This window comes from Streptomyces sp. NBC_00525, from assembly GCF_036346595.1.
In the GTDB taxonomy this organism is placed as follows: domain Bacteria; phylum Actinomycetota; class Actinomycetes; order Streptomycetales; family Streptomycetaceae; genus Streptomyces.
In genome coordinates, this window is record NZ_CP107834.1 from 1,882,083 (window position 1) to 1,901,137 (window position 19,055).

Below are 19,055 nucleotides of genomic sequence, written 5' to 3' on the forward strand. Positions count from 1 at the left end.
ATCTAGCGCGGGACCGGGCGGCCGGGGTCAGGCCGTTATCGGCCGTTGCACCCGGATCGACTGGAGCAGCCCGATGGCCACCCAGACGGCGAACATGGAGGAGCCGCCGTAGGAGACGAACGGCAGCGGGAGTCCGGCGACCGGCATGATGCCGAGCGTCATGCCGATGTTCTCGAAGGACTGGAAGGCGAACCAGGCGATGATGCCTGCGGCGACGACCGTGCCGTACAGCTCGGTGGTCTCGCGGGCGATGCGGCAGGCGCGCCACAGGACGATGCCGAGCAGGACGAGGATGAGCCCGGCGCCGAGGAAGCCGAGTTCCTCGCCGGCGACCGTGAAAACGAAGTCGGTCTGCTGCTCGGGGACGAACTGCCCGGTGGTCTGGGTGCCCTGGAAGAGGCCGGTGCCGTACAGGCCGCCGGAGCCGATGGCGATGCGCGCCTGGTTGGTGTTGTAGCCGACGCCGGCCGGGTCGAGCGCCGGGTTGGCGAAGGCGGCGAACCGGGCGATCTGGTAGTCGTCGAGGAGCCCGAGCTGCCAGACGGCGACCGCCCCGGCCACGCCCGCGCCCAGGAGCCCGAAGATCCAGCGGTTGGGCGCGCCGGAGGCCAGCAGCACGCCGAGCACGATGACGACCATGACCATCACGGAGCCGAGGTCCGGCATCCCCATGACGATCGCCATCGGGAGCGCGGCGAGCCCGAGGGCCTTGGCCACGGTGCGGTGGTCGGGGTAGAGCTGGTCGCCGGCGTCCACCCGGGCGGCCAGCAGCATCGCCATGCCCAGGATGATGGTGATCTTGGTGAACTCGGAGGGCTGGAGGGAGAACCCGCCGGGCAGCAGAATCCAGGCGTGGGCGCCGTTGACCGTGGCGCCCAGCGGGGTGAGGACGATCAGCACCAGCACCACGGACAGGCCGTAGAGGACCGGCACCGCGCCGCGCAGGGTGCGGTGGCCGAGCCAGATGGTGCCGATCATCAGCGCCATGCCGATGCCGGTGTTGAGGGCGTGCCGGAGCAGGAAGTAGTACGGGTCGCCGTGGGTCAGCGAGTCGCGTCCCCGGGTCGCCGACCAGACCAGCAGCGAGCCGATGAAGGAGAGCGCGACGGCGGAGCCGAGGAGCGGCCAGTCGAGCCGGCGCACCATGGAGTCCCGTGCGGTGAGGCGGCCCCACGCGGACCGCTCGGGGCCGTAGCGCGGGACGGAGAAGCCGGCCATCAGTCGCGCCTCCCCACGAGCGCGGCGAGCGTCTGTTCGGCGGCCGGCTTCTCGGACGCGGGGTTGTAGGGCTTGATGGTCGGGGCGTCGATGGTGCCGTCCGTCCGGATGCCGGGCAGGCCCTTCTGGGGCGTGGGCAGGAGGGCCTTCTTGAGGTCCTGCTTGCCGGTGGCGTCGAGGCCGTAGAGCGCGTTGTAGATGTTGCGGACGGCGGGCCCGGACGCGCCGGAACCCGTACCGCCCTGGGAGATCGTCATGACGATCGAGTAGTCCTTGGTGTACGTGGCGAACCAGGAGGTCGTCTGCTTGCCGTAGACCTCGGCGGTACCCGTCTTGGCGTGCATCGGGATCTTGTCCTGCGGCCAGCCGCCGAATCGCCAGGCGGCCGAACCGCGGGTCGCGACCCCCGCGAGGGCTTCGTCTATCTGGTTGCGGGTCTTCTTGTCGAACGGCAGCTTGCCGTGCGACGTGGGCTCGATCATCCGCACGTCCTTGCCGTCGGGGCTGATGATCGCCTTGCCGACGGTGGGGTCGTACAGCGTGCCGCCGTTGGAGATGGCCGCGTAGATGGTGGCCATCTGGATCGGGGTGACGAGGGTGTCGCCCTGGCCGATCGAGTAGTTGACGGAGTCACCGGCGCGCATCCGGTCGCCTTCGAGGCAGTTCTCGTAGGCGATCTGCTCGACGTAGGTGCCGTCCTTCTTGCCCTGCTTGCACCAGGCGTCGTGGTTGGCCTTGGCGAAGTTCTTCTTCCACTCGCGGTCCGGGACGCGGCCGCTGACCTCGTTGGGGAGGTCGATGCCGGTGGTCTTGCCGAGGCCGAACTGGTGGGCGGTCTTGTAGAACCAGTCCTTGGGGTTCTTCTTGGGGTGGTTCCCGCCGTCCTTGAGCCACTCCTTGTGCGCGAGGCCGTAGTACACGGTGTCGCAGGAGACCTCCAGGGCGCGGCCGATGGTGATGTCGCCGTAGCCCTGGGACTCGTAGTTGGTGAAGGTCTGCCCGCCGATGGAGTACGAGCTGGGGCAGGGGTAGTGGCCGTCGAAGGGGTAGCCGGCGTTGACGGCGGCGGTGGAGGAGATGACCTTGAAGATGGAGCCGGGGGCGGCCTGGCCCTGGATGGCCCGGTTCAGCAGCGGGAAGTTCGACTTCTTGCCGGTGAGCTTGGCGTAGTCCTTGGCGGAGATGCCGCCGACCCAGGCGTTGGGGTCGTAGTTGGGCAGGGACGCCATCGCGACGACCCGGCCCGTCTTGGCCTCCATGACGACGACCGCGCCGGAGTCCGCCTTGTAGTTCTCGCCGGTGTTGTGGTCGAACTCCAGGCGCGCCTTCTTCATCGCGTCGTTGAGTTCGTACTCGGCGACGGCCTGGACACGGGCGTCGATGGAGGTGACGACGCTGGAGCCGGCCTCCGCCTCGTCGTTCTTGGCCTGGCCGATGACCCGGCCCAGGTTGTCGACCTCGTAGCGCTTGACGCCCGCCTTGCCGCGCAGCTCCTTGTCGTACGTGCGCTCCAGGCCGGAGCGGCCGACCATGTCGGAGCGCAAATAGGGCGACTCGCTGTCCTGGGCCTTGGTGATCTCCTCGTCCGTGACGGGCGAGAGGTAGCCGAGGACCTGGGCGGTGTTGGCCTTGCCGGGCGCCGGGTAGCGGCGGACGGCGGTGGGTTCGGCGGTGATGCCGGGGAAGTCCTCGGCGCGCTCCCGGATGGTCAGGGCCTGCTGGGTGGTGGCCTCGTCGGTGACCGGGATCGGCTGGTAGGGCGAGCCGTTCCAGCAGGGCTGCGGGGTCTTGGCGTCGCAGAGCCGGACCTTGTCGAAGACGTCCTTCGGCTTCATGTCGAGCACGTCGGCGAGCCGGGTGAGCACGGCCTTGCCGTCGTCGTCCATCTTCATCAGCTCGGTGCGGCTGGCGGAGACCACGAGCCGGGTCTCGTTGTCGGCGAGGGGCACGCCGCGCGCGTCGAGGATGGAGCCGCGGGCGGCGGGCTGGACGACCTGCTGGACGTGGTTGTTCTTCGCCTCGTCGGAGTACTCCTGGCCGTTGCGGATCTGGAGGTACCAGAGCCGGCCGCCCAGGGTGAGGAGCAGCGAGAAGACGAGAACCTGGATGACGACGAGCCGGATGCGCACGCGCTGGGTCCGGCCGGTCTCGGGGATGTTGCTCACGGGGCGCCCCCGGTGGTGGTCCGGGGGCCGGGCCCGGGCGGCCCGGAGTGTCGCAGCCTCACAGTCGCTTGACTCCCTTGATCCGTCCGGCGCGTGCGGCCCGGTTGCGGGCCGCCTTGACGCGCAGTCCGCCGCGCTGGCTGCCGATCCGCAGCCCGGTGCCCGACGCCAGCCAGCCGGCCGCCACGTCGCCGTGGCCCGAGGAGGACTCGGCAACGGGGTCGTTCACCGTACGTCTGGCGAGCGCCATGATCAGCGGCACGGTGAACGGCGCGAGCAGCAGGTCGTAGACGGCGGCGGTGAACAGCAGGCTGCCCAGGCCGACGTGGCGGGCGGCGGTGTCGCCGACGAGCGCGCCGACGCCCGCGTACAGCAGGGTCGTGCCGATCGCCGCCGCGACGACCACCGCCATCGGCAGGAACGCGGACTTGAGCTGCCCGTTCTCCGGCCGGGCCAGGCCCGCGAGGTAGCCGATGACGCACAGCACCAGGGCGTAGCGGCCGGCGGCGTGGTCGGCCGGGGGTGCCAGGTCGGCGAGCAGTCCGGCGCCGAAGCCGATGAGGGCGCCGGCGACGTGTCCGTACACGAAGGCGAGGCCGAGGACGACCATCAGCAGCAGGTCGGGCACGGCGCCGGGCAGCTGGAGCCGGGCCAGCACGGACACCTGGACGACCAGGGCGAAGACGACCAGAACGATGGAGAGCAGGGTCCGGTTGACGTGCATGGGAATCAGCTCTACCTCTGTTCGTTGACCGCGTCGCCGGCGCTCGGGGTGGCGTTCCCGCTGGGATCGGGGCTCTCGTGGATGTTGCCGACCACGTTGCCCTCGGTGTCGACGATGTCGCCGTTGGGCGAGATGGTGACGGTGACGGTCGGGGTGGGCTTCGGCTTGGCGGGCGCCTTCGGCTTCTTCGGCAGGACCATGTCGCGCGGGTCCGTGCGCGGGGCCTGGACGACGATGCCGACGATGTCGAGCTTGGTGAAGGAGACGTACGGGCGGACGTAGACGGTACGGGTGAGGTCACCGCCGGAGGGGTCCACCCGGACGACCTCGCCGACCGGGACGCCGGGCACGAACGGCTTGTCCTTGCTGGAGCCGAAGGTGACGAGCCGGTCGCCCTTCTTGACCCTGGCCTTGCCGTTCAGGAACTGCACCGCGAGCGGGCGGGTGCCCTGGCCGGTGGCGAAGCCGAGTTCGTCGGTGGCCTCCATCCGGGTGCCCACGGTGAAGTCGGGGTCGTTGGCCAGGAGCACCGTGGCGGTGTCCGGGCCGACCGTGGTGACGCGGCCGACGAGCCCGTCCCCGTTGAGGACGGTCATGTCGCGCTTGACGCCGTCCTTGGAGCCGGCGTCGATGGTGACCGTCCAGGAGAAGCCCTGGGCCGCTCCTATGGCGATGACCTCGGCCGCCTTGATGCCGTACTGGCCGGTGGCCGACTTCTTGAGCATCGCGTCGAGCTGGCGGACCCGGCTGCGGTTGCGGTCGTCGCTGCCGAGGCTCGCCTTCAGCTCGGCGTTCTCCTTCTCCAGGGCGGCGATCTTGTCGTGCCGGGAGCCGGAGGCGCGGACCGCCCCTATGGCGTTGCCCACCGGGTCCACCGCCGACGCCACGCCGTTCTCCACGGGGCCGAACACCGTGGCGGCGGCCTGCCGGGCGCCGTCCACCGGTGAGCCCTCACCGCCCCGGATGTCCACCGTGATCAGTGCGAACGCGATGACGATCAGCAGCACCAGGAGCAGCCGGCTCTCTCGTGTGTCCCTCACGTGCGGCGGCCGTGCCTTCCTCGTAGGAATGTTCGTGCCTGTATATCAACGTTCCTCCGCGTCCCTCCGCACGGAGCGGCAGCGTCCGCGCGGAGGGCCGTGGGGTCGCTACCGTCGGGGCTGGGCGTCCAGCACCTGCTGGAGCGCCTCGAACTCCTCGACGCACTTGCCGGAGCCGAGCGCCACCGAGTCCAGCGGGTCCTCGGCGATGTGGATCGGCATGCCGGTCTCGTTGCGCAGCCGCTCGTCGAGCCCGCGCAGCAGCGCGCCGCCGCCGGTGAGGACGATGCCGCGGTCCATGACGTCGCCGGACAGCTCCGGCGGGCACTTGTCGAGCGTCGTCTTGACCGCGTCCACGATCGCGTTGACCGGCTCCTCGATGGCCTTGCGGACCTCGCCGGCCGAGATGACGACGGTCTTGGGCAGGCCCGAGACGAGGTCGCGGCCGCGGATCTCGGTGTGCTCGTCCTTCTCCAGGTCGTACGCCGAGCCGATGGTGATCTTGATCTGTTCGGCGCTGCGCTCGCCGAGGAGGAGCGAGTACTCCTTCTTGATGTGCTGGATGATCGCGTTGTCCAGCTCGTCGCCGGCCACCCGGATGGACTGTGCGGTGACGATTCCGCCGAGCGAGATCACCGCGACCTCGGTGGTGCCGCCGCCGATGTCGACGACCATGTTGCCGGTGGCCTCGTGGACCGGCAGGCCGGAGCCGATGGCCGCCGCCATGGGCTCCTCGATGATGTGCACCTGGCGGGCGCCGGCCTGCGTGGACGCCTCGATGACGGCGCGGCGCTCGACGCCGGTGATGCCGGAGGGCACGCACACCACGACCCGGGGGCGGGCCAGGTAGCGGCGCTTGTGGATCTTCAGGATGAAGTAGCGGAGCATCCGCTCGGTGATCTCGAAGTCGGCGATCACACCGTCCTTGAGCGGCCGTACGGCGACGATGTTGCCGGGAGTACGGCCGATCATCTTCTTGGCCTCGGCACCGACCGCCAGAATTCCGCCGGTGTTGGTGTTGATGGCCACGACGGACGGCTCGTTCAGGACGATGCCGCGCCCCCTGACGTACACCAGCGTGTTGGCAGTCCCGAGGTCGATAGCCATGTCACGGCCGATGAACGACATTGAGTTCCCCTTGTTCCCCATGAGGATGCGTCGGGCCTTCCCGAGTGAAAGCTCGGGTGGCTTGTTTTGGTGGGCGGGATGGGCGCTGCGGGCGTGGAAGGTTCCATCGTAGTGCCGGTTGCACCGACACGGCGCGAGGGTACGCCGCCCTGCTGGGCAGAACGGGTGGCCGTTCCACTCATGGTGACGTTACGTCGGGGGGATGCGTTCCCGCGATCGGACACCCTATGCCGAAGGGCGACCGAATTAATTCGGTCGCCCCAGGTCATGAGCGCTGTTCGGCTGAGTGCGATTCAGGAAAGACCCGGAAAGAACAGCTTCATTTCCCGCTCTGCGGACTCCTCGGAGTCCGATGCGTGGATGAGGTTCTCACGGGTGATCGTGCCGAAGTCGCCGCGGACGGAGCCGGGCGCGGCGGCGATCGGGTCGGTGGGGCCGGCCAGCGTGCGGACGCCCTCGATGACCCGCTCGCCCTCGACCACCAGCGCGACGGCCGGGCCGGACTGCATGAACTCCATGAGCGGCTCGTAGAACGGGCGGCCCACGTGCTCCGCGTAGTGCTGCTCCAGCGTGGCGCGGTCCAGGGTACGCAGCTCCAGCGCCGTGATCTTCCAGCCGGCCTTGCGCTCGATGCGGCCGACGATCTCGCCGACCAGACCGCGACGGACGGCGTCGGGCTTGAGAAGAACGAGGGTGCGCTGGGTCATCTGCGGCTCCTTGAAGGCATACGGGTGCGGTGAGGCGACATTACAGGGGCCGGGCGGGGGCGCCGCGGCCGGGTTTGCCGTGGTGGGGGCGGGATCAGCCGCCGGCGGGTGTCCCCGCCTCGGCCTGGGCCGCCGCCCACCGGGCCTTCACCTCGTCGATCCGGCGGCCGTAGTGCACCGAGGCCCACCACAGCGCGCCGAAGGCGAGGCCCAGGATGTACATCACCGGGATCACGAGGCCGCTCGCGAGCAGCGCGACCTGGAGCGCCCAGCCGAGCTGGACGCCGCCGGGCCGGGTGATCATGCCGCAGAGCAGCAGGGAGAACAGCATCCCGATGCCGCACACCGTCCAGACCGTGGCGCCGGTCAGGTCGTCGGACTTCATGGCGACGAGTCCGGCGAACCCGATCACGAAGAACTCGCCGATCAGCGTGGAAGCACAGAGCGTGCGCATGGGTCAGCGCCTTCCCAGGAGCAGCCGGGCCTCGCCGACCGTGATCACCGAGCCGGTCACCAGGACTCCGGCGCCCGCGTACTCGTCCTCTTCCTCGGCCAGCGTGATCGCCGCCTCCAGGGCGTCGTCGAGCCGGGGTTCGACCTGGACCCGGTCGTGGCCGAAGACCTCGACGGCGATGGCCGCGAGGGTGTCGGCGTCCATGGCGCGCTCGGTGGAGTTCCGGGTGACGACGACCTCGGCGAAGATCGGCTCGAACGCCTCCAGGAGGCCCCGCACGTCCTTGTCGCCGCTGACGCCGACGACCCCGATCAGCCGGGAGAAGCCGAACGCCTCGGAGATGCCCTCGGCGGTGGCGCGGGCGCCGGCCGGGTTGTGGGCGGCGTCCAGGATGACGGTCGGGCTGGAGCGCACGACCTCCAGCCGGCCGGGCGAGCGCACCGAGGCGAACGCGGCGCGCACGATGTCCGGGTCGAGCGAGCCGGGCTGCTCGGCGCCGACGCCGAAGAACGCCTCGACCGCGCAGAGCGCCACCACCGCGTTGTGCGCCTGGTGGGCGCCGTACAGCGGGAGGAAGACCTCCGGGTACTCGCCGCCGAGGCCGCGCAGTGTCAGCAGCTGGCCGCCGACCGCGATCTCGCGGGAGACCACGCCGAACTCCATGCCCTCGCGGGCCACGGTGGCGTCCACCTCGACGGCCTTCTTCAGCATGACCTGGGCGGCGTCCACCGGCTGCTGGGCGAGGATGACCGTGGCGTCCTGCTTGATGATCCCGGACTTCTCCGTGGCGATCTCGCCCGGCGTGGAGCCCAGGCGGTCGGTGTGGTCGAGCGAGATCGGGGTGACGACGGCGACCGAGGCGTCGATGACGTTGGTCGCGTCCCAGGTGCCGCCCATGCCGACCTCGACGACGGCGACGTCGACCGGCGCGTCGGCGAAGGCCGCGTACGCCATGCCCGTGAGCACCTCGAAGAAGGACAGCCGGTAGGGCTGTTGGGAGTCGACCATCTCGACGTACGGCTTGATGTCCTCGTACGTGGAGATGAACCGCTCGGCGTCGATGGGGGCGCCGTCCAGGCTGATCCGCTCGGTGATCGACTGGACGTGCGGCGAGGTGTACCGGCCGGTGCGCAGGTCGAAGGCGCCGAGCAGGGCCTCGACCATGCGGGCGGTGCTCGTCTTGCCGTTGGTGCCGGTGATGTGGATCGAGGGGTACGCGCGCTGCGGGTCGCCCAGGACGTCCATCAGGGCGGCGATGCGGGTGACGGACGGCTCCAGCTTGGTCTCGCCCCAGCGCCCGGCGAGCTCCTGCTCCACCGCGCGCAGCGCCTTGTCGACCTCCGGGTCGGCGGGGCGGGTGGGGACCTCGTCGCCGGGCGGCGGCCCCGAGGCGGCGCGCAGCGTGCGGCTGCCGGCCTCGATCACCGCCAGGTCGGGGTCGCGCTGGGTCGCTTCGTCGACGATCTCCGCGAAGGTGTCGTCGGGGTCGGACGCGTCGGGCCGGTCGGGGCGGGGCTCACTCACGGGCCCCAGTCTACGGATGGCCTCCGACATCGCGCGCAGCCGCCCGCGCCCGGACATCGCGGAGCCCCCGCGCCGCCCGGCTCGCGCCGGGGTGCGGGGGCTCCGCGGTGTGCGGTACGGGTCAGGCCTGCGGGAGGCCCGCCAGCTGGCCGGTGATCCGCTCGATGTCGGCCTCGGCCTTGGCGAGCCGGCCGCGGATCTTGTCGACCACGTTGTCCGGGGCCTTGGCCAGGAACGCCTCGTTGCCGAGCTTGGCGCCGGCCTGGGCGACCTCCTTCTTGGCCGCCTCCAGGTCCTTGGTCAGCCGCTTGCGCTCGGCGGCCACGTCGATCGTGCCCGACAGGTCGAGCGCGACGGTCGCCCCGGCGACGGGCAGCGACGCGGTGGCCTGGAAGCCGTCCCCGGCGGGCTGGAGCCGCAGGAGCTGGCGCATGGCCGTCTCGTGCGGGGCGAGCGGCGTACCGGTCAGGGTCAGCTCGGCCGGGACCTTCTGGCCGGGCTGGAGCCCCTGGTCGGAGCGGAAGCGGCGGACCTCGGTGACGACCTGCTGGACGAGCTCGATCTCCCGCTCGGCGGCGTCGTCGCGGAAGCCGGAGTCCTGGGGCCAGTCGGCGACGACGACGGACTCGCGGCCGGTGAGCGCGGTCCAGAGGGTCTCGGTGACGAAGGGGACGACGGGGTGCAGCAGGCGCAGCAGCTTGTCGAGGACCTCGCCCAGGACGCGCGCGGAGACCCGGGCCGCGTCGCCGCCCGCGAAGAAGGTCGTCTTCGACAGCTCGACGTACCAGTCGAAGACCTCGTCCCACGCGAAGTGGTAGAGGACGTCGGCCAGCTTGGCGAACTGGAAGTCGTCGTAGTAGGCGTCCGCCTGGGCGACGACCTTGTTGAGGCGGGAGAGAATCCACCGGTCGGCCGCCGACATCACGTCGGCGGAAGGCAGCTCGCCCTCGACGGTGGCGCCATTCATCAGCGCGAAGCGGGTGGCGTTCCAGATCTTGTTGGCGAAGTTGCGGGATGCCTTGACCCAGTCCTCGCCGACCGGCACGTCCGCGCCCGGGTTGGCGCCGTTGGCCAGCGTGAAACGGACGGCGTCGGAGCCGTACGCGTCCATCCAGTCGATCGGGTCCACGGCGTTGGGGTTGGACTTCGACATCTTCTTGCCGAACTCGTCCCGCACGAGACCGGTCAGCGCGACCGTCTTGAACGGGACCTCCCCGTCCATGGCGTACAGGCCGAACATCATCATCCGGACGACCCAGAAGAAGATGATGTCGTGACCGGTGAGCAGGACGTCGGTCGAGTAGAACTTCGCCAGGTCCGGCGTCTCCTCGGGCCAGCCGAGCGTGGAGAAGGGCCACAGGCCGGAGGAGAACCAGGTGTCGAGGACGTCCTCGTCCTGGGTCCAGCCCTCGCCGCTCGGGGGCTGCTCGCCGGGTCCGACGCAGACGACCTCGCCCTCGGGGCCGTACCAGACCGGAATGCGGTGTCCCCACCACAACTGGCGGGAGATGCACCAGTCGTTGAGGTTGTCCACCCAGTCGAAGTACCGCTTCTCCATCTCCTTGGGGTGGAGGGCGACCCGGCCGTCGCGGACCGCGTCGCCGGCGGCCTCGGCGAGGGTCTCGACCTTGACCCACCACTGCAGCGAGAGCCGCGGCTCGACGGCCGTCCTGCAGCGCGAGCAGTGTCCGACGGCGTGGGTGTACGGGCGCTTCTCGGCGACCACACGGCCCTGGTCGCGCATGGCCTCGACGATGGCGGAGCGGGCCTCGAAGCGGTCGAGCCCCTCGAACGGGCCGGGCACGGTGATGATGGCCCGCTCGTCCATGACGGTCAGCATCTCGAGCCCGTGCCGCTGCCCGATGGCGAAGTCGTTCGGGTCGTGGGCCGGGGTCACCTTGACGGCGCCGGTCCCGAACTCGGGGTCGACGTGCGTGTCGGCGACGACCGGGATGGTCCGGTCGGTCAGCGGCAGCTTGATCCGCTTGCCGATGAGGTGTGCGTACCGCTCGTCGTCGGGGTGGACGGCGACGGCGGTGTCACCGAGCATCGTCTCGACACGGGTGGTCGCGACGACGACGGTGTCGTCGCCCTCGCCGTACTTCAGCGAGACCAGCTCGCCGTCGTCGTCCTGGTAGTCGACCTCGATGTCGGAGATCGCGGTCAGACAGCGCGGACACCAGTTGATGATGCGCTCGGCGCGGTAGATCAGCCCGTCGTCGTACAGGTTCTTGAAGATCGTCTGGACGGCCTCGGAGAGACCCTCGTCCATGGTGAACCGCTCACGCGACCAGTCCAGACCGGCTCCGAGGCGGCGCAGCTGGCCGAGAATCCGGCCGCCGTACTCTTCCTTCCACTGCCAGGTCTTGGCGACGAACGCCTCGCGGCCGATGTCGTGCCGGGACTTGCCCTCCTCGGCGAGCTGCTGCTCGACCTTGTTCTGCGTGGCGATACCCGCGTGGTCCATGCCGGGCAGCCACAACGTCTCGTAGCCCTGCATGCGCTTGCGGCGCGTGAGAGCGTCCATGAGCGTCACCTGAAAGGCGTGGCCCAGGTGCAGGGAGCCCGTGACGTTCGGCGGCGGGATCACGATGGTGAACGGCGGCTTGTCGCTCTTGGCGTCCGCCTCGAAGTAACCGCGTTCTACCCAGCGCTCGTACAGCTTCCCCTCTACCTCGGCCGGCGTGTACTGGGTCGGCAGTTCGGGGTTGCTGGCTGGCTGCTGCGTTGGATTCTCGGTCACGCGGACAGTTTAGGGCCGTCACAGGAGTGACCCGAAACCGGTTTGTTCGGTAACGGTGTGCCTCCCGGTGGTCCGCGCGCGCGGGGCTTGGGTCAGGATGTTCGCAACGCGTAAGTTTCACGAACAGGGGACACCGCAGATGAGCTACAACCAGCCGGGCCCGTACGGTGGCCAGCCGCCGCAGGGCCAGCCCGGACCGTACGGCCAGCAGCCGGGCCCGTACGGCGGTCAGCCGCCGCAGGGCCAGCCCGGCTACGGCTACCCGCAGCAGGCCCCCCAGGGCGTCCCGCCCCAGCAGCCGCCGCAGCCCGGTTACGGTTACCCGCCGGCCCAGCAGCCCGGCCCGTACGGCCAGCAGCCGCCCACTCCCCCGTACGGCCAGCAGCCCTACGGCCAGCAGCCGGGCTTCCCGCCGCCGGCCCCGGCGAAGAAGAAGACGGGCCTGATCGTGGGCGCGGTCATCGTGGCCTTGGCGGTCATCGGCGGCGGGGTCTACTTCCTGACCTCGGGCGGCGGCAACAGCGATGTCGCAGACTCCACCAAGGGCTACAAGCTGACCCTGCCGGAGTCGGTGGACAGCTACAAGCAGGACGCCTCGAAGTCGTCCACGGGCGAGATGACCAGCAAGGAGAAGTCCGAAGCCGAGGCCGCCGGCATCAAGGACCCTCACAAGGCCGAGGCCCAGTACACGAGCGGAGACCTTGGCAAGAACCCGCTGACGGCCAAGATGCTCATGGTCTACGGGAACTGGGGAGAGGTGACCGACCCCGCGAAGGCTCTCGACGCCATGTTCGCCCAGGCCAAGAAGGGGATTGCCGAGGACGAGGACAAAAAGAACAAGCCTTCCCTCGTCGGCGAGCCCGAGAGCGTGACGCCGCCCGGTTTCAAGGACGCGCTGATGAAGTGCCAGAGCTTCAAGATCGTCAACGACGAGGCCGACGGCAGCGTGGCAAAGGGCCCCAAGGAGATGCTCATGCCCGTCTGCATCTGGGCCGACTACAGCACGGTCGGCGCCGTAGTCGGCTTCGACATCGGCGCCGCCATGACCAACAAGTCCATGTCCCAGGAGGAGGTGGCGGCCCTCGCCGCCAAGCTCTACAACACTTCCCGCACCAAGATCTGACCACGACAGTGCGGCGGCGTTACGGAACACCGTTTCGCCGCCGCCGTCGCCACCTTGGGCACACCCCTAACGGGGCTCGCTACGCTCAGTACGAGTAACAGGCATCATCCGCATCCGCGCGCTTCACATTGAGATTCAGAAGCATCTGCCTGCACAGCAGGCGCTCGGTCTGCGCATGAACGTTCAACATGCCCGTCCCTGAACTCGCATGCGAGCAAGCCGCCCTGGAATTGGTTCCCACGTTGTACCCATCATTCTTCAGCGAGATCACGCATCGCGAAGGACTCGCACTGGCAGTACCGGCGGTTGCGATCGGGAGAGCAACGCCCGCCATCACCACAGCGGCGGCGACAGCCACCCTTCGCATGCCCAGACGACTCATATCGATGATTCCAATCACTTGAGTAGCAAAGTGCTCACCCAGAGTGAATCAAGGCAGCGCCTATCGATCAAGAGTTCGGATGATCATTGGCTCGATCCAATGCCTTCCCTTCCGAAGCTGACGCTAACAAGCCCTTGATCGTTACCGCTTCATGGTTCCCGCGACGTACGTACGCGAAGGGGCGCCCGGCCGGATGAACCGGCCGGGCGCCCCTTCGCGTACGTACGTCTGCCGCGCCGCGCTACGCGGACTTCTCGTGGCGGCCGTCGTCGCCCTTGCCGATCGTGCGCGGCTCGCGCGGGACCAGGGTGGGGTTGACGTTGTTGCGGACCACGTCGGCGGTGATCACCACGCGGGCGACGTCCTTGCGGGAGGGGACCTCGTACATCACCGACTGGAGGACCTCCTCCATGATCGCGCGCAGGCCGCGCGCGCCGGTCTGGCGCAGGATCGCCTGGTCGGCGATGGCCTCCAGCGCGCCGCGCTCGAAGTCCAGCTCCACGCCGTCGAGTTCGAACAGCCGCTGGTACTGCTTGACCAGGGCGTTGCGCGGCTCGACGAGGATCTGGAGCAGCGCCTCGCGGTCCAGGTTGTGGACCGAGGTCAGGACGGGGAGGCGGCCGATGAACTCGGGGATCATCCCGAACTTCACCAGGTCCTCCGGCATGACCTCCTGGAACTGGTCGCTCGCCTGGATCTCCCGCTTGGAGCGGATCGTGGCGCCGAAGCCGATGCCCTTGGCGCCGGCCCGCGACTCGATGATCCTCTCCAGGCCGGAGAAGGCGCCGCCCACGATGAACAGGACGTTCGTCGTGTCGATCTGGATGAACTCCTGGTGCGGGTGCTTGCGGCCGCCCTGCGGCGGTACGGAGGCGGTGGTGCCCTCCAGGATCTTGAGCAGGGCCTGCTGGACGCCCTCGCCGGAGACGTCTCGCGTGATCGACGGGTTCTCGCTCTTGCGGGCGACCTTGTCGATCTCGTCGATGTAGATGATCCCGGTCTCGGCCTTCTTGACGTCGTAGTCGGCGGCCTGGATCAGCTTCAGCAGGATGTTCTCGACGTCCTCGCCGACGTAGCCGGCCTCCGTCAGCGCCGTCGCGTCCGCGATGGCGAACGGGACGTTGAGCATGCGGGCCAGCGTCTGCGCGAGGAGAGTCTTGCCGGAGCCGGTGGGGCCCAGCAGCAGAATGTTGGACTTGGCGAGCTCGATCGCGTCCTCGCGGTTGTTCCCGCCGCCGTTCTCACCGGCCTGGACCCGCTTGTAGTGGTTGTACACAGCGACCGAGAGGGCCTTCTTCGCGGGCTCCTGCCCGACGACGTACCCCTCGAGGAACTCGTAGATCTCGCGCGGCTTGGGAAGCTCTTCCCAGCGGACCTCGCTCGTCTCGGCGAGCTCCTCCTCGATGATCTCGTTGCAGAGATCGATGCACTCGTCGCAGATGTACACACCGGGACCCGCGATGAGCTTCTTCACCTGCTTCTGGCTCTTTCCGCAGAACGAGCACTTGAGCAGGTCGCCGCCATCACCGATGCGTGCCACGAGGTGCTTCCCCTTCGCCTGGGAGACGCCTGGTTCAGCGGCTCCTGTGCCTCTAGTCGACGGTACCTTGCCTGGCCCCCCATTCGGGCCCCCCTTGGCACGGTTCACACGGCCGGAGCCGGGTGTCGCCGCCGTGCCAAGGGGAAGCGGCGCAGGTCAGGCGAGCGCTCCGGACGCGCTCTTGCGCGTCGACACGATCTGGTCGACGAGGCCGTAGGCGAGGGCGTCCTCGGCGGTGAGGATCTTGTCGCGCTCGATGTCGTCGCGGATCTTGTCCAGCGGCGTGGTGGAGTGCTTGGCGAGCAGCTCCTCCAGCTGGGTCCGCATGCGCAGGATCTCGTTGGCGGCGATCTCCAGGTCGGAGAGCTGCTCGCGGCCGGTCTGCGAGGACGGCTGGTGGATCAGCACACGGGCGTTCGGCAGCGCCATGCGCTTGCCCGGCGTGCCCGCGGCGAGCAGCACGGCGGCGGCGGAGGCGGCCTGGCCCATGCAGACCGTCTGGATGTCCGGCTTCACGAACTGCATCGTGTCGTAGATCGCGGTGAGCGCCGTGAACGAGCCGCCGGGGCTGTTGATGTAGATGGAGATGTCCCGGTCCGGGTCCATCGACTCCAGGCACAGCAGCTGCGCCATGACGTCGTTGGCGGAGGCGTCGTCGATCTGCACGCCGAGGAAGATCACGCGCTCCTCGAAGAGCTTCGCGTACGGGTCGTACTCGCGCACGCCCTGCGAGGTGCGCTCCACGAAGCGCGGGACGATGTAGCGGTTGTCCACCTGCGGGCCCGTGTAGAGGCCGCTCGCGGAGGCGCCGGGGAAGTTGTTCATGTGGGTGTTCACCATCCTGGTGGCGTTCTGTGGCTGGGTGTCTCGGCGTACGAGAGATGCGCGGTGCGGTGGGGCGCCGTCCGGGAGGGCCGGATCAGGCGCCGGTGCCGCCGCCGCCCGGAACGCCCGATGCGATCGAGATGATCTCGTCGATGAGGCCGTACTCCTTGGCCTCCTCCGCGGTGTACCAGCGGTCGCGGTCGCCGTCGCGGATGATCGTCTCCACGGTCTGGCCGGAGTGGCGGGCGGTGATCTCCGCCATGCGCTGCTTGGTGCGCAGCAGGTACTGGGCCTGGATCTTGATGTCCGAGGCCGTACCGCCGATGCCGGCCGAGCCCTGGTGCATGAGGATGTCGGTGTTCGGGAGCGCGAAGCGCTTGCCGGCGGTGCCGCCGGTGAGCAGGAACTGGCCCATCGAGGCCGCCATACCCATGCCGATGGTGACCACGTCGTTCGGGATGTACTGCATGGTGTCGTAGACCGCCATGCCGGCCGTCACCGAGCCGCCGGGGCTGTTGATGTAGAGGTAGATGTCCTTCTCGGGCTCGGCCGCGAGGAGGAGCAGCTGCGCGGTGATCTTGTTGGCGATCTCATCGTCCACCTGCTGGCCGAGGAAGATGATGCGTTCGCCGAGCAGCCGGCTGTAGACCTGGTCACCGAGGCCACCACCGAGGGACGGCTCTCCGGCGGCGTAGGGCATCAGATTCGTCACGTATCCACCTGCTCGTCTCTGACGGCTCCGGCCGTCTCAGCGTCTTCGTACCGGGTGGGCCGGGACTACCCGACCCTTCCTCTTCATGGACCCTAACGCGCAGGTGGAACAACGCCATCCCGCTTCCGCGACTGTTCGCTGGGAGCGCAAGGTCCGCAGCCGGTACGCGGGTTGTGGCGAATCGTCCGCCGGTACGCCGACGGGCTCCGGACGCGATGGCGTCCGGAGCCCGTCGTACGGGGTCGGTGCGAGGCTCAGGCCTCGGTCTTCTCCGCGGCGGCGTCGGCCTCGGTGGCGTCGGCGGCGGCCTCGGTGGTCTCCGCGGCCTCCTCCTCCTCGTCCTCCAGCTCGACGACCTCACCGTTGGTGTCGACGACCTTGGCGGCCTCGACGACGACGGCGAGCGCCTTGCCGCGGGCGACCTCGCCGACGAGCATCGGCACCTGGCCGCCCTCGACGACGGCCTGGGCGAACTGGTCCGGGCTCATGCCGGAGGAGGCGGCACGCCGCATGAGGTGCTCGGTGAGCTCCTCCTGGTTGACGTTCAGCTTCTCCTTGTTGACGAGCTCGTCCAGGATGAACTGGGTCTTGATGCCCTTGACGGCCTGCTCGGAGGTCTCGGCCTCGAACTCCTCGGCGGTCTTGCCCTGGATCTCCAGGTACTTGTCGAGGGTGAGCCCCATCTGACCGAGCTGGTGGTGCTCCAGGTTGTGCTTGCGGGTCTGGATCTCGTCCGCGAGCAGCTTCTCCGGGATCGGGACCTCGGCGAGCTTGAGCAGCTCCTCCAGGACGCGCTCCTGGGCCTGGGTGGCCTGGTCGTACTGCTTGGTGTTCTCCAGGCGGCTGCGGCTGTCGGCCTTCAGCTCCTCCAGCGTGTCGAACTCGCTGGCCATCTGCGCGAAGTCGTCGTCCAGCTCGGGGAGCTCGCGGGCGGCGACGGCGGTGACCTTGACGGTGACCTCGGCGTCCTTGCCCTCGGCGGAGCCGCCCTTGAGCTGCGAGGTGAAGGTGGCCTCGCCACCGGCCTCCAGACCGGTCACGGCCTCGTCGATGCCCTCCAGGAGCTCACCGGAACCGATGGTGTACGAGACACCCTCGGCCACGCCGTCCTCCAGGACCTCGCCGTCCACCTTGGCCTGCAGGTCGATCGTGACGACGTCGCCCTCGGCGGCGGCGCGCTCGACCGGGTTGGTGGAGGCGAAGCGGTTGCGCAGCTGCTCGACGGCCTTCTCGACGTCCTCGTCGGTGACCTCGATGGCGTCGACGGTGACCTCGATGCCGGAGTAGTCCGGGATCTCGATCTCGGGGCGCACGTCCACCTCGGCGGTGAAGGCCAGCAGCTCGCCGTCCTTCAGCTCGGTGATGTCGACCTCGGGCTGGCCGAGGACGTTCAGCTCACCCTCGTTGACGGCCTCGGTGTAGAACTTCGGGAGCGCGTCGTTGACGGCCTCCTCCAGCACGGCGCCGCGGCCGAACCGCTGGTCGATGACCCGGCTGGGGATCTTGCCCTTGCGGAACCCCTTCACCGTGACCTGCTGGTTGATCTTCTTGTACGCCGCGTCGAGGCTGTCCTTGAGCTCCTCGAAGGGCACCTCGATGCTGAGCCGAACCCGGGTCGGGTTCAGGGTCTCCACGGCGCTCTTCACGGTTCGGTCTCCTTGGTGGCTGACTTCTTGGGGTTCTGCTCCGCCGCACCTGGGGCGGCTTCGCGGACCGAGCCCGGTACATCAGACACACGGGCACGCATTTTGCATAGTAACGGCAAGGGGGAGAACTCCCGCAACGCGATCTTGCCGGTGGTCGGGGTGGCCGGATTCGAACCGACGACCTTCCGCTCCCAAAGCGGACGCGCTACCAAGCTGCGCCACACCCCGTCGGTGCGACACGTAGGGTACATGGAGCGGAGCGCCGGGCCGGCAGCTTTCCACGGGCCGGTCGGGGCGCGGCTCGCGCCGGGCTTCCGCCAAGGGTGCCGGGCGGTCTCGTACGGAGTGTGCGGACAGCGCCCGTGACCCGCTACGATGCTTGTCGTGCCGCGGTCGCCGAGACCTGCGGTGCGCGCAGTGCGGGCGTAGCTCAATGGTAGAGCCCTAGTCTTCCAAACTAGCTACGCGGGTTCGATTCCCGTCGCCCGCTCCATCGCGAAGGGCCCGGTCTCCGAGAGACCGGGCCCTTCCGCGTGGTGCCCGGGGGCCGCCGGTGCGGCCTCAGAAGTTGATCTGGCCGACGGACTCGATGATCGAGTTCATGAAGCGGTTGATCGACGGGCCCATGCCCGTGGGCGCCAGGAAGAAGCCGAAGAGCGCCGCGACCACCGCGGGGCCGGTCTTGATGGACCCGCTGCGGATCATGACCACGAGGACGATCCCCAACAGAAGCACCACTGACAGCGAAATGGCCACGTCTGCTCACACCCTCGGTCGGTCCGCCTTGCCGGCCCGGAGATGTGCGGCCGTGCACCCTCCGTCGCTCCCATCGTGCCACCAACTCCCCCCGGCCTGCTGCCGGGTGACGTATCGACCTGTCGATATCGCGCCATCCTGCGCCCCGCGCACCCCTCCATGCGCCCAACCGGCTCCGGAGCCGCCCCGGAGCCGCTCCGGAGCCGTCCCGGCCGCATAACCGCACTTCGGAACACCCGGCGACGATGATCGTTTCTGTATCCACACAGTTTATTCACAGGGGAATTCGACGCCGAAAGCGAGGTAATTCACTTCCATCAACTGGCTGATGGTTTACCCCTTTTGGGGGACATAAAGCGGGTCAAACC

The 19,055-nt window shown here is 69.0% G+C and carries 16 protein-coding genes and 2 tRNA genes; 2 read left to right on the top strand and 16 right to left on the bottom strand.

Annotated features, from left to right (window positions below; translation table 11 throughout):
* Window positions 1–27: 27 nt before the first annotated feature.
* From rodA to OG710_RS08430, 9 genes are all read right to left on the bottom strand, one after another.
* The gene (rodA, locus tag OG710_RS08390; RefSeq protein ID WP_330238746.1) at window positions 28–1,218 is read right to left on the bottom strand and encodes a rod shape-determining protein RodA; all 1,191 of its coding nucleotides are present in this window, start codon (window positions 1,216–1,218) and stop codon (window positions 28–30) included.
* The gene (gene mrdA / locus OG710_RS08395) at window positions 1,218–3,383 is read right to left on the bottom strand and encodes a penicillin-binding protein 2 (RefSeq protein WP_330238747.1); all 2,166 of its coding nucleotides are present in this window, start codon (window positions 3,381–3,383) and stop codon (window positions 1,218–1,220) included. The genes rodA and mrdA overlap by 1 nt, the downstream gene beginning before the upstream one ends.
* Window positions 3,384–3,441: 58 nt before the next feature.
* Window positions 3,442–4,107, bottom strand: a complete 666-nt coding sequence (mreD, locus tag OG710_RS08400; protein ID WP_111331688.1) for a rod shape-determining protein MreD — start codon at window positions 4,105–4,107, stop codon at window positions 3,442–3,444.
* 11 nt (window positions 4,108–4,118) lie between these two features.
* Entirely contained in the window at window positions 4,119–5,147 is a 1,029-nt protein-coding gene (mreC, locus tag OG710_RS08405; RefSeq protein ID WP_330238748.1) for a rod shape-determining protein MreC, read from the bottom strand.
* Between the two features lie 108 nt (window positions 5,148–5,255).
* Window positions 5,256–6,275: a rod shape-determining protein gene (locus tag OG710_RS08410; protein ID WP_111331684.1), complete on the bottom strand. Its 1,020-nt coding sequence runs from the start codon at window positions 6,273–6,275 to the stop codon at window positions 5,256–5,258.
* Window positions 6,276–6,568: 293 nt separating this feature from the next.
* Window positions 6,569–6,982, bottom strand: coding sequence for a nucleoside-diphosphate kinase (ndk, locus tag OG710_RS08415; protein WP_330238749.1), 414 nt, complete (start codon window positions 6,980–6,982; stop codon window positions 6,569–6,571).
* 94 nt (window positions 6,983–7,076) lie between these two features.
* Window positions 7,077–7,436, bottom strand: a complete 360-nt coding sequence (locus OG710_RS08420) for a DUF4233 domain-containing protein (protein WP_330238750.1) — start codon at window positions 7,434–7,436, stop codon at window positions 7,077–7,079.
* 3 nt (window positions 7,437–7,439) lie between these two features.
* Window positions 7,440–8,960: a bifunctional tetrahydrofolate synthase/dihydrofolate synthase gene (gene folC, locus OG710_RS08425; RefSeq protein ID WP_330238751.1), complete on the bottom strand. Its 1,521-nt coding sequence runs from the start codon at window positions 8,958–8,960 to the stop codon at window positions 7,440–7,442.
* A 121-nt stretch (window positions 8,961–9,081) separates the two neighbouring features.
* Window positions 9,082–11,703: a valine--tRNA ligase gene (locus OG710_RS08430; RefSeq protein ID WP_330238752.1), complete on the bottom strand. Its 2,622-nt coding sequence runs from the start codon at window positions 11,701–11,703 to the stop codon at window positions 9,082–9,084.
* A gap of 139 nt (window positions 11,704–11,842) precedes the next feature.
* Here OG710_RS08430 and OG710_RS08435 point away from each other — a divergent pair, with 139 nt between their 5' ends.
* On the top strand, window positions 11,843–12,826 hold the full coding sequence (locus tag OG710_RS08435; protein ID WP_330238753.1) for a hypothetical protein: 984 nt from the start codon (window positions 11,843–11,845) through the stop codon (window positions 12,824–12,826).
* An 85-nt stretch (window positions 12,827–12,911) separates the two neighbouring features.
* Here the strand turns inward: OG710_RS08435 and OG710_RS08440 are convergent, their stop codons facing one another.
* The 6 genes from OG710_RS08440 to OG710_RS08465 form a co-directional block, all read right to left on the bottom strand.
* Window positions 12,912–13,226 (bottom strand): hypothetical protein, encoded by a 315-nt coding sequence (locus OG710_RS08440; RefSeq protein WP_330238754.1) that lies wholly within the window; start codon window positions 13,224–13,226, stop codon window positions 12,912–12,914.
* Between the two features lie 223 nt (window positions 13,227–13,449).
* Complete coding sequence (clpX, locus tag OG710_RS08445) at window positions 13,450–14,748, bottom strand: ATP-dependent Clp protease ATP-binding subunit ClpX (RefSeq protein WP_330238755.1); 1,299 nt, start codon at window positions 14,746–14,748, stop codon at window positions 13,450–13,452.
* Between the two features lie 156 nt (window positions 14,749–14,904).
* On the bottom strand, window positions 14,905–15,588 hold the full coding sequence (locus tag OG710_RS08450) for an ATP-dependent Clp protease proteolytic subunit (RefSeq protein ID WP_111331670.1): 684 nt from the start codon (window positions 15,586–15,588) through the stop codon (window positions 14,905–14,907).
* A gap of 79 nt (window positions 15,589–15,667) precedes the next feature.
* Window positions 15,668–16,273, bottom strand: coding sequence for an ATP-dependent Clp protease proteolytic subunit (locus tag OG710_RS08455; protein ID WP_185993056.1), 606 nt, complete (start codon window positions 16,271–16,273; stop codon window positions 15,668–15,670).
* A 266-nt stretch (window positions 16,274–16,539) separates the two neighbouring features.
* Window positions 16,540–17,931 (bottom strand): trigger factor, encoded by a 1,392-nt coding sequence (tig, locus tag OG710_RS08460; RefSeq protein WP_330238756.1) that lies wholly within the window; start codon window positions 17,929–17,931, stop codon window positions 16,540–16,542.
* Window positions 17,932–18,082: 151 nt separating this feature from the next.
* Window positions 18,083–18,159 (bottom strand) — tRNA-Pro (locus OG710_RS08465).
* A gap of 191 nt (window positions 18,160–18,350) precedes the next feature.
* Here OG710_RS08465 and OG710_RS08470 point away from each other — a divergent pair.
* Window positions 18,351–18,424: transfer RNA gene (locus OG710_RS08470), tRNA-Gly, on the top strand.
* 68 nt (window positions 18,425–18,492) lie between these two features.
* Here the strand turns inward: OG710_RS08470 and OG710_RS08475 are convergent.
* On the bottom strand, window positions 18,493–18,687 hold the full coding sequence (locus OG710_RS08475; protein ID WP_330238757.1) for a hypothetical protein: 195 nt from the start codon (window positions 18,685–18,687) through the stop codon (window positions 18,493–18,495).
* Between the last annotated feature and the right edge of the window lie 368 nt (window positions 18,688–19,055).

Bases quoted from the DNA above. Each gene is read 5' to 3' on its own strand.
- rodA (WP_330238746.1), bottom strand. From the start codon at position 1,218: ATGGCCGGCTTCTCCGTCCCGCGCTACGGCCCCGAGCGGTCCGCGTGG.
- mreD (WP_111331688.1), bottom strand. From the start codon at position 4,107: ATGCACGTCAACCGGACCCTGCTCTCCATCGTTCTGGTCGTCTTCGCC.
- OG710_RS08410 (WP_111331684.1), bottom strand. From the start codon at position 6,275: ATGTCGTTCATCGGCCGTGACATGGCTATCGACCTCGGGACTGCCAAC.
- ndk (WP_330238749.1), bottom strand. From the start codon at position 6,982: ATGACCCAGCGCACCCTCGTTCTTCTCAAGCCCGACGCCGTCCGTCGC.
- OG710_RS08420 (WP_330238750.1), bottom strand. From the start codon at position 7,436: ATGCGCACGCTCTGTGCTTCCACGCTGATCGGCGAGTTCTTCGTGATC.
- OG710_RS08435 (WP_330238753.1), top strand. From the start codon at position 11,843: ATGAGCTACAACCAGCCGGGCCCGTACGGTGGCCAGCCGCCGCAGGGC.
- OG710_RS08450 (WP_111331670.1), bottom strand. From the start codon at position 15,588: ATGGTGAACACCCACATGAACAACTTCCCCGGCGCCTCCGCGAGCGGC.
- OG710_RS08455 (WP_185993056.1), bottom strand. From the start codon at position 16,273: ATGCCCTACGCCGCCGGAGAGCCGTCCCTCGGTGGTGGCCTCGGTGAC.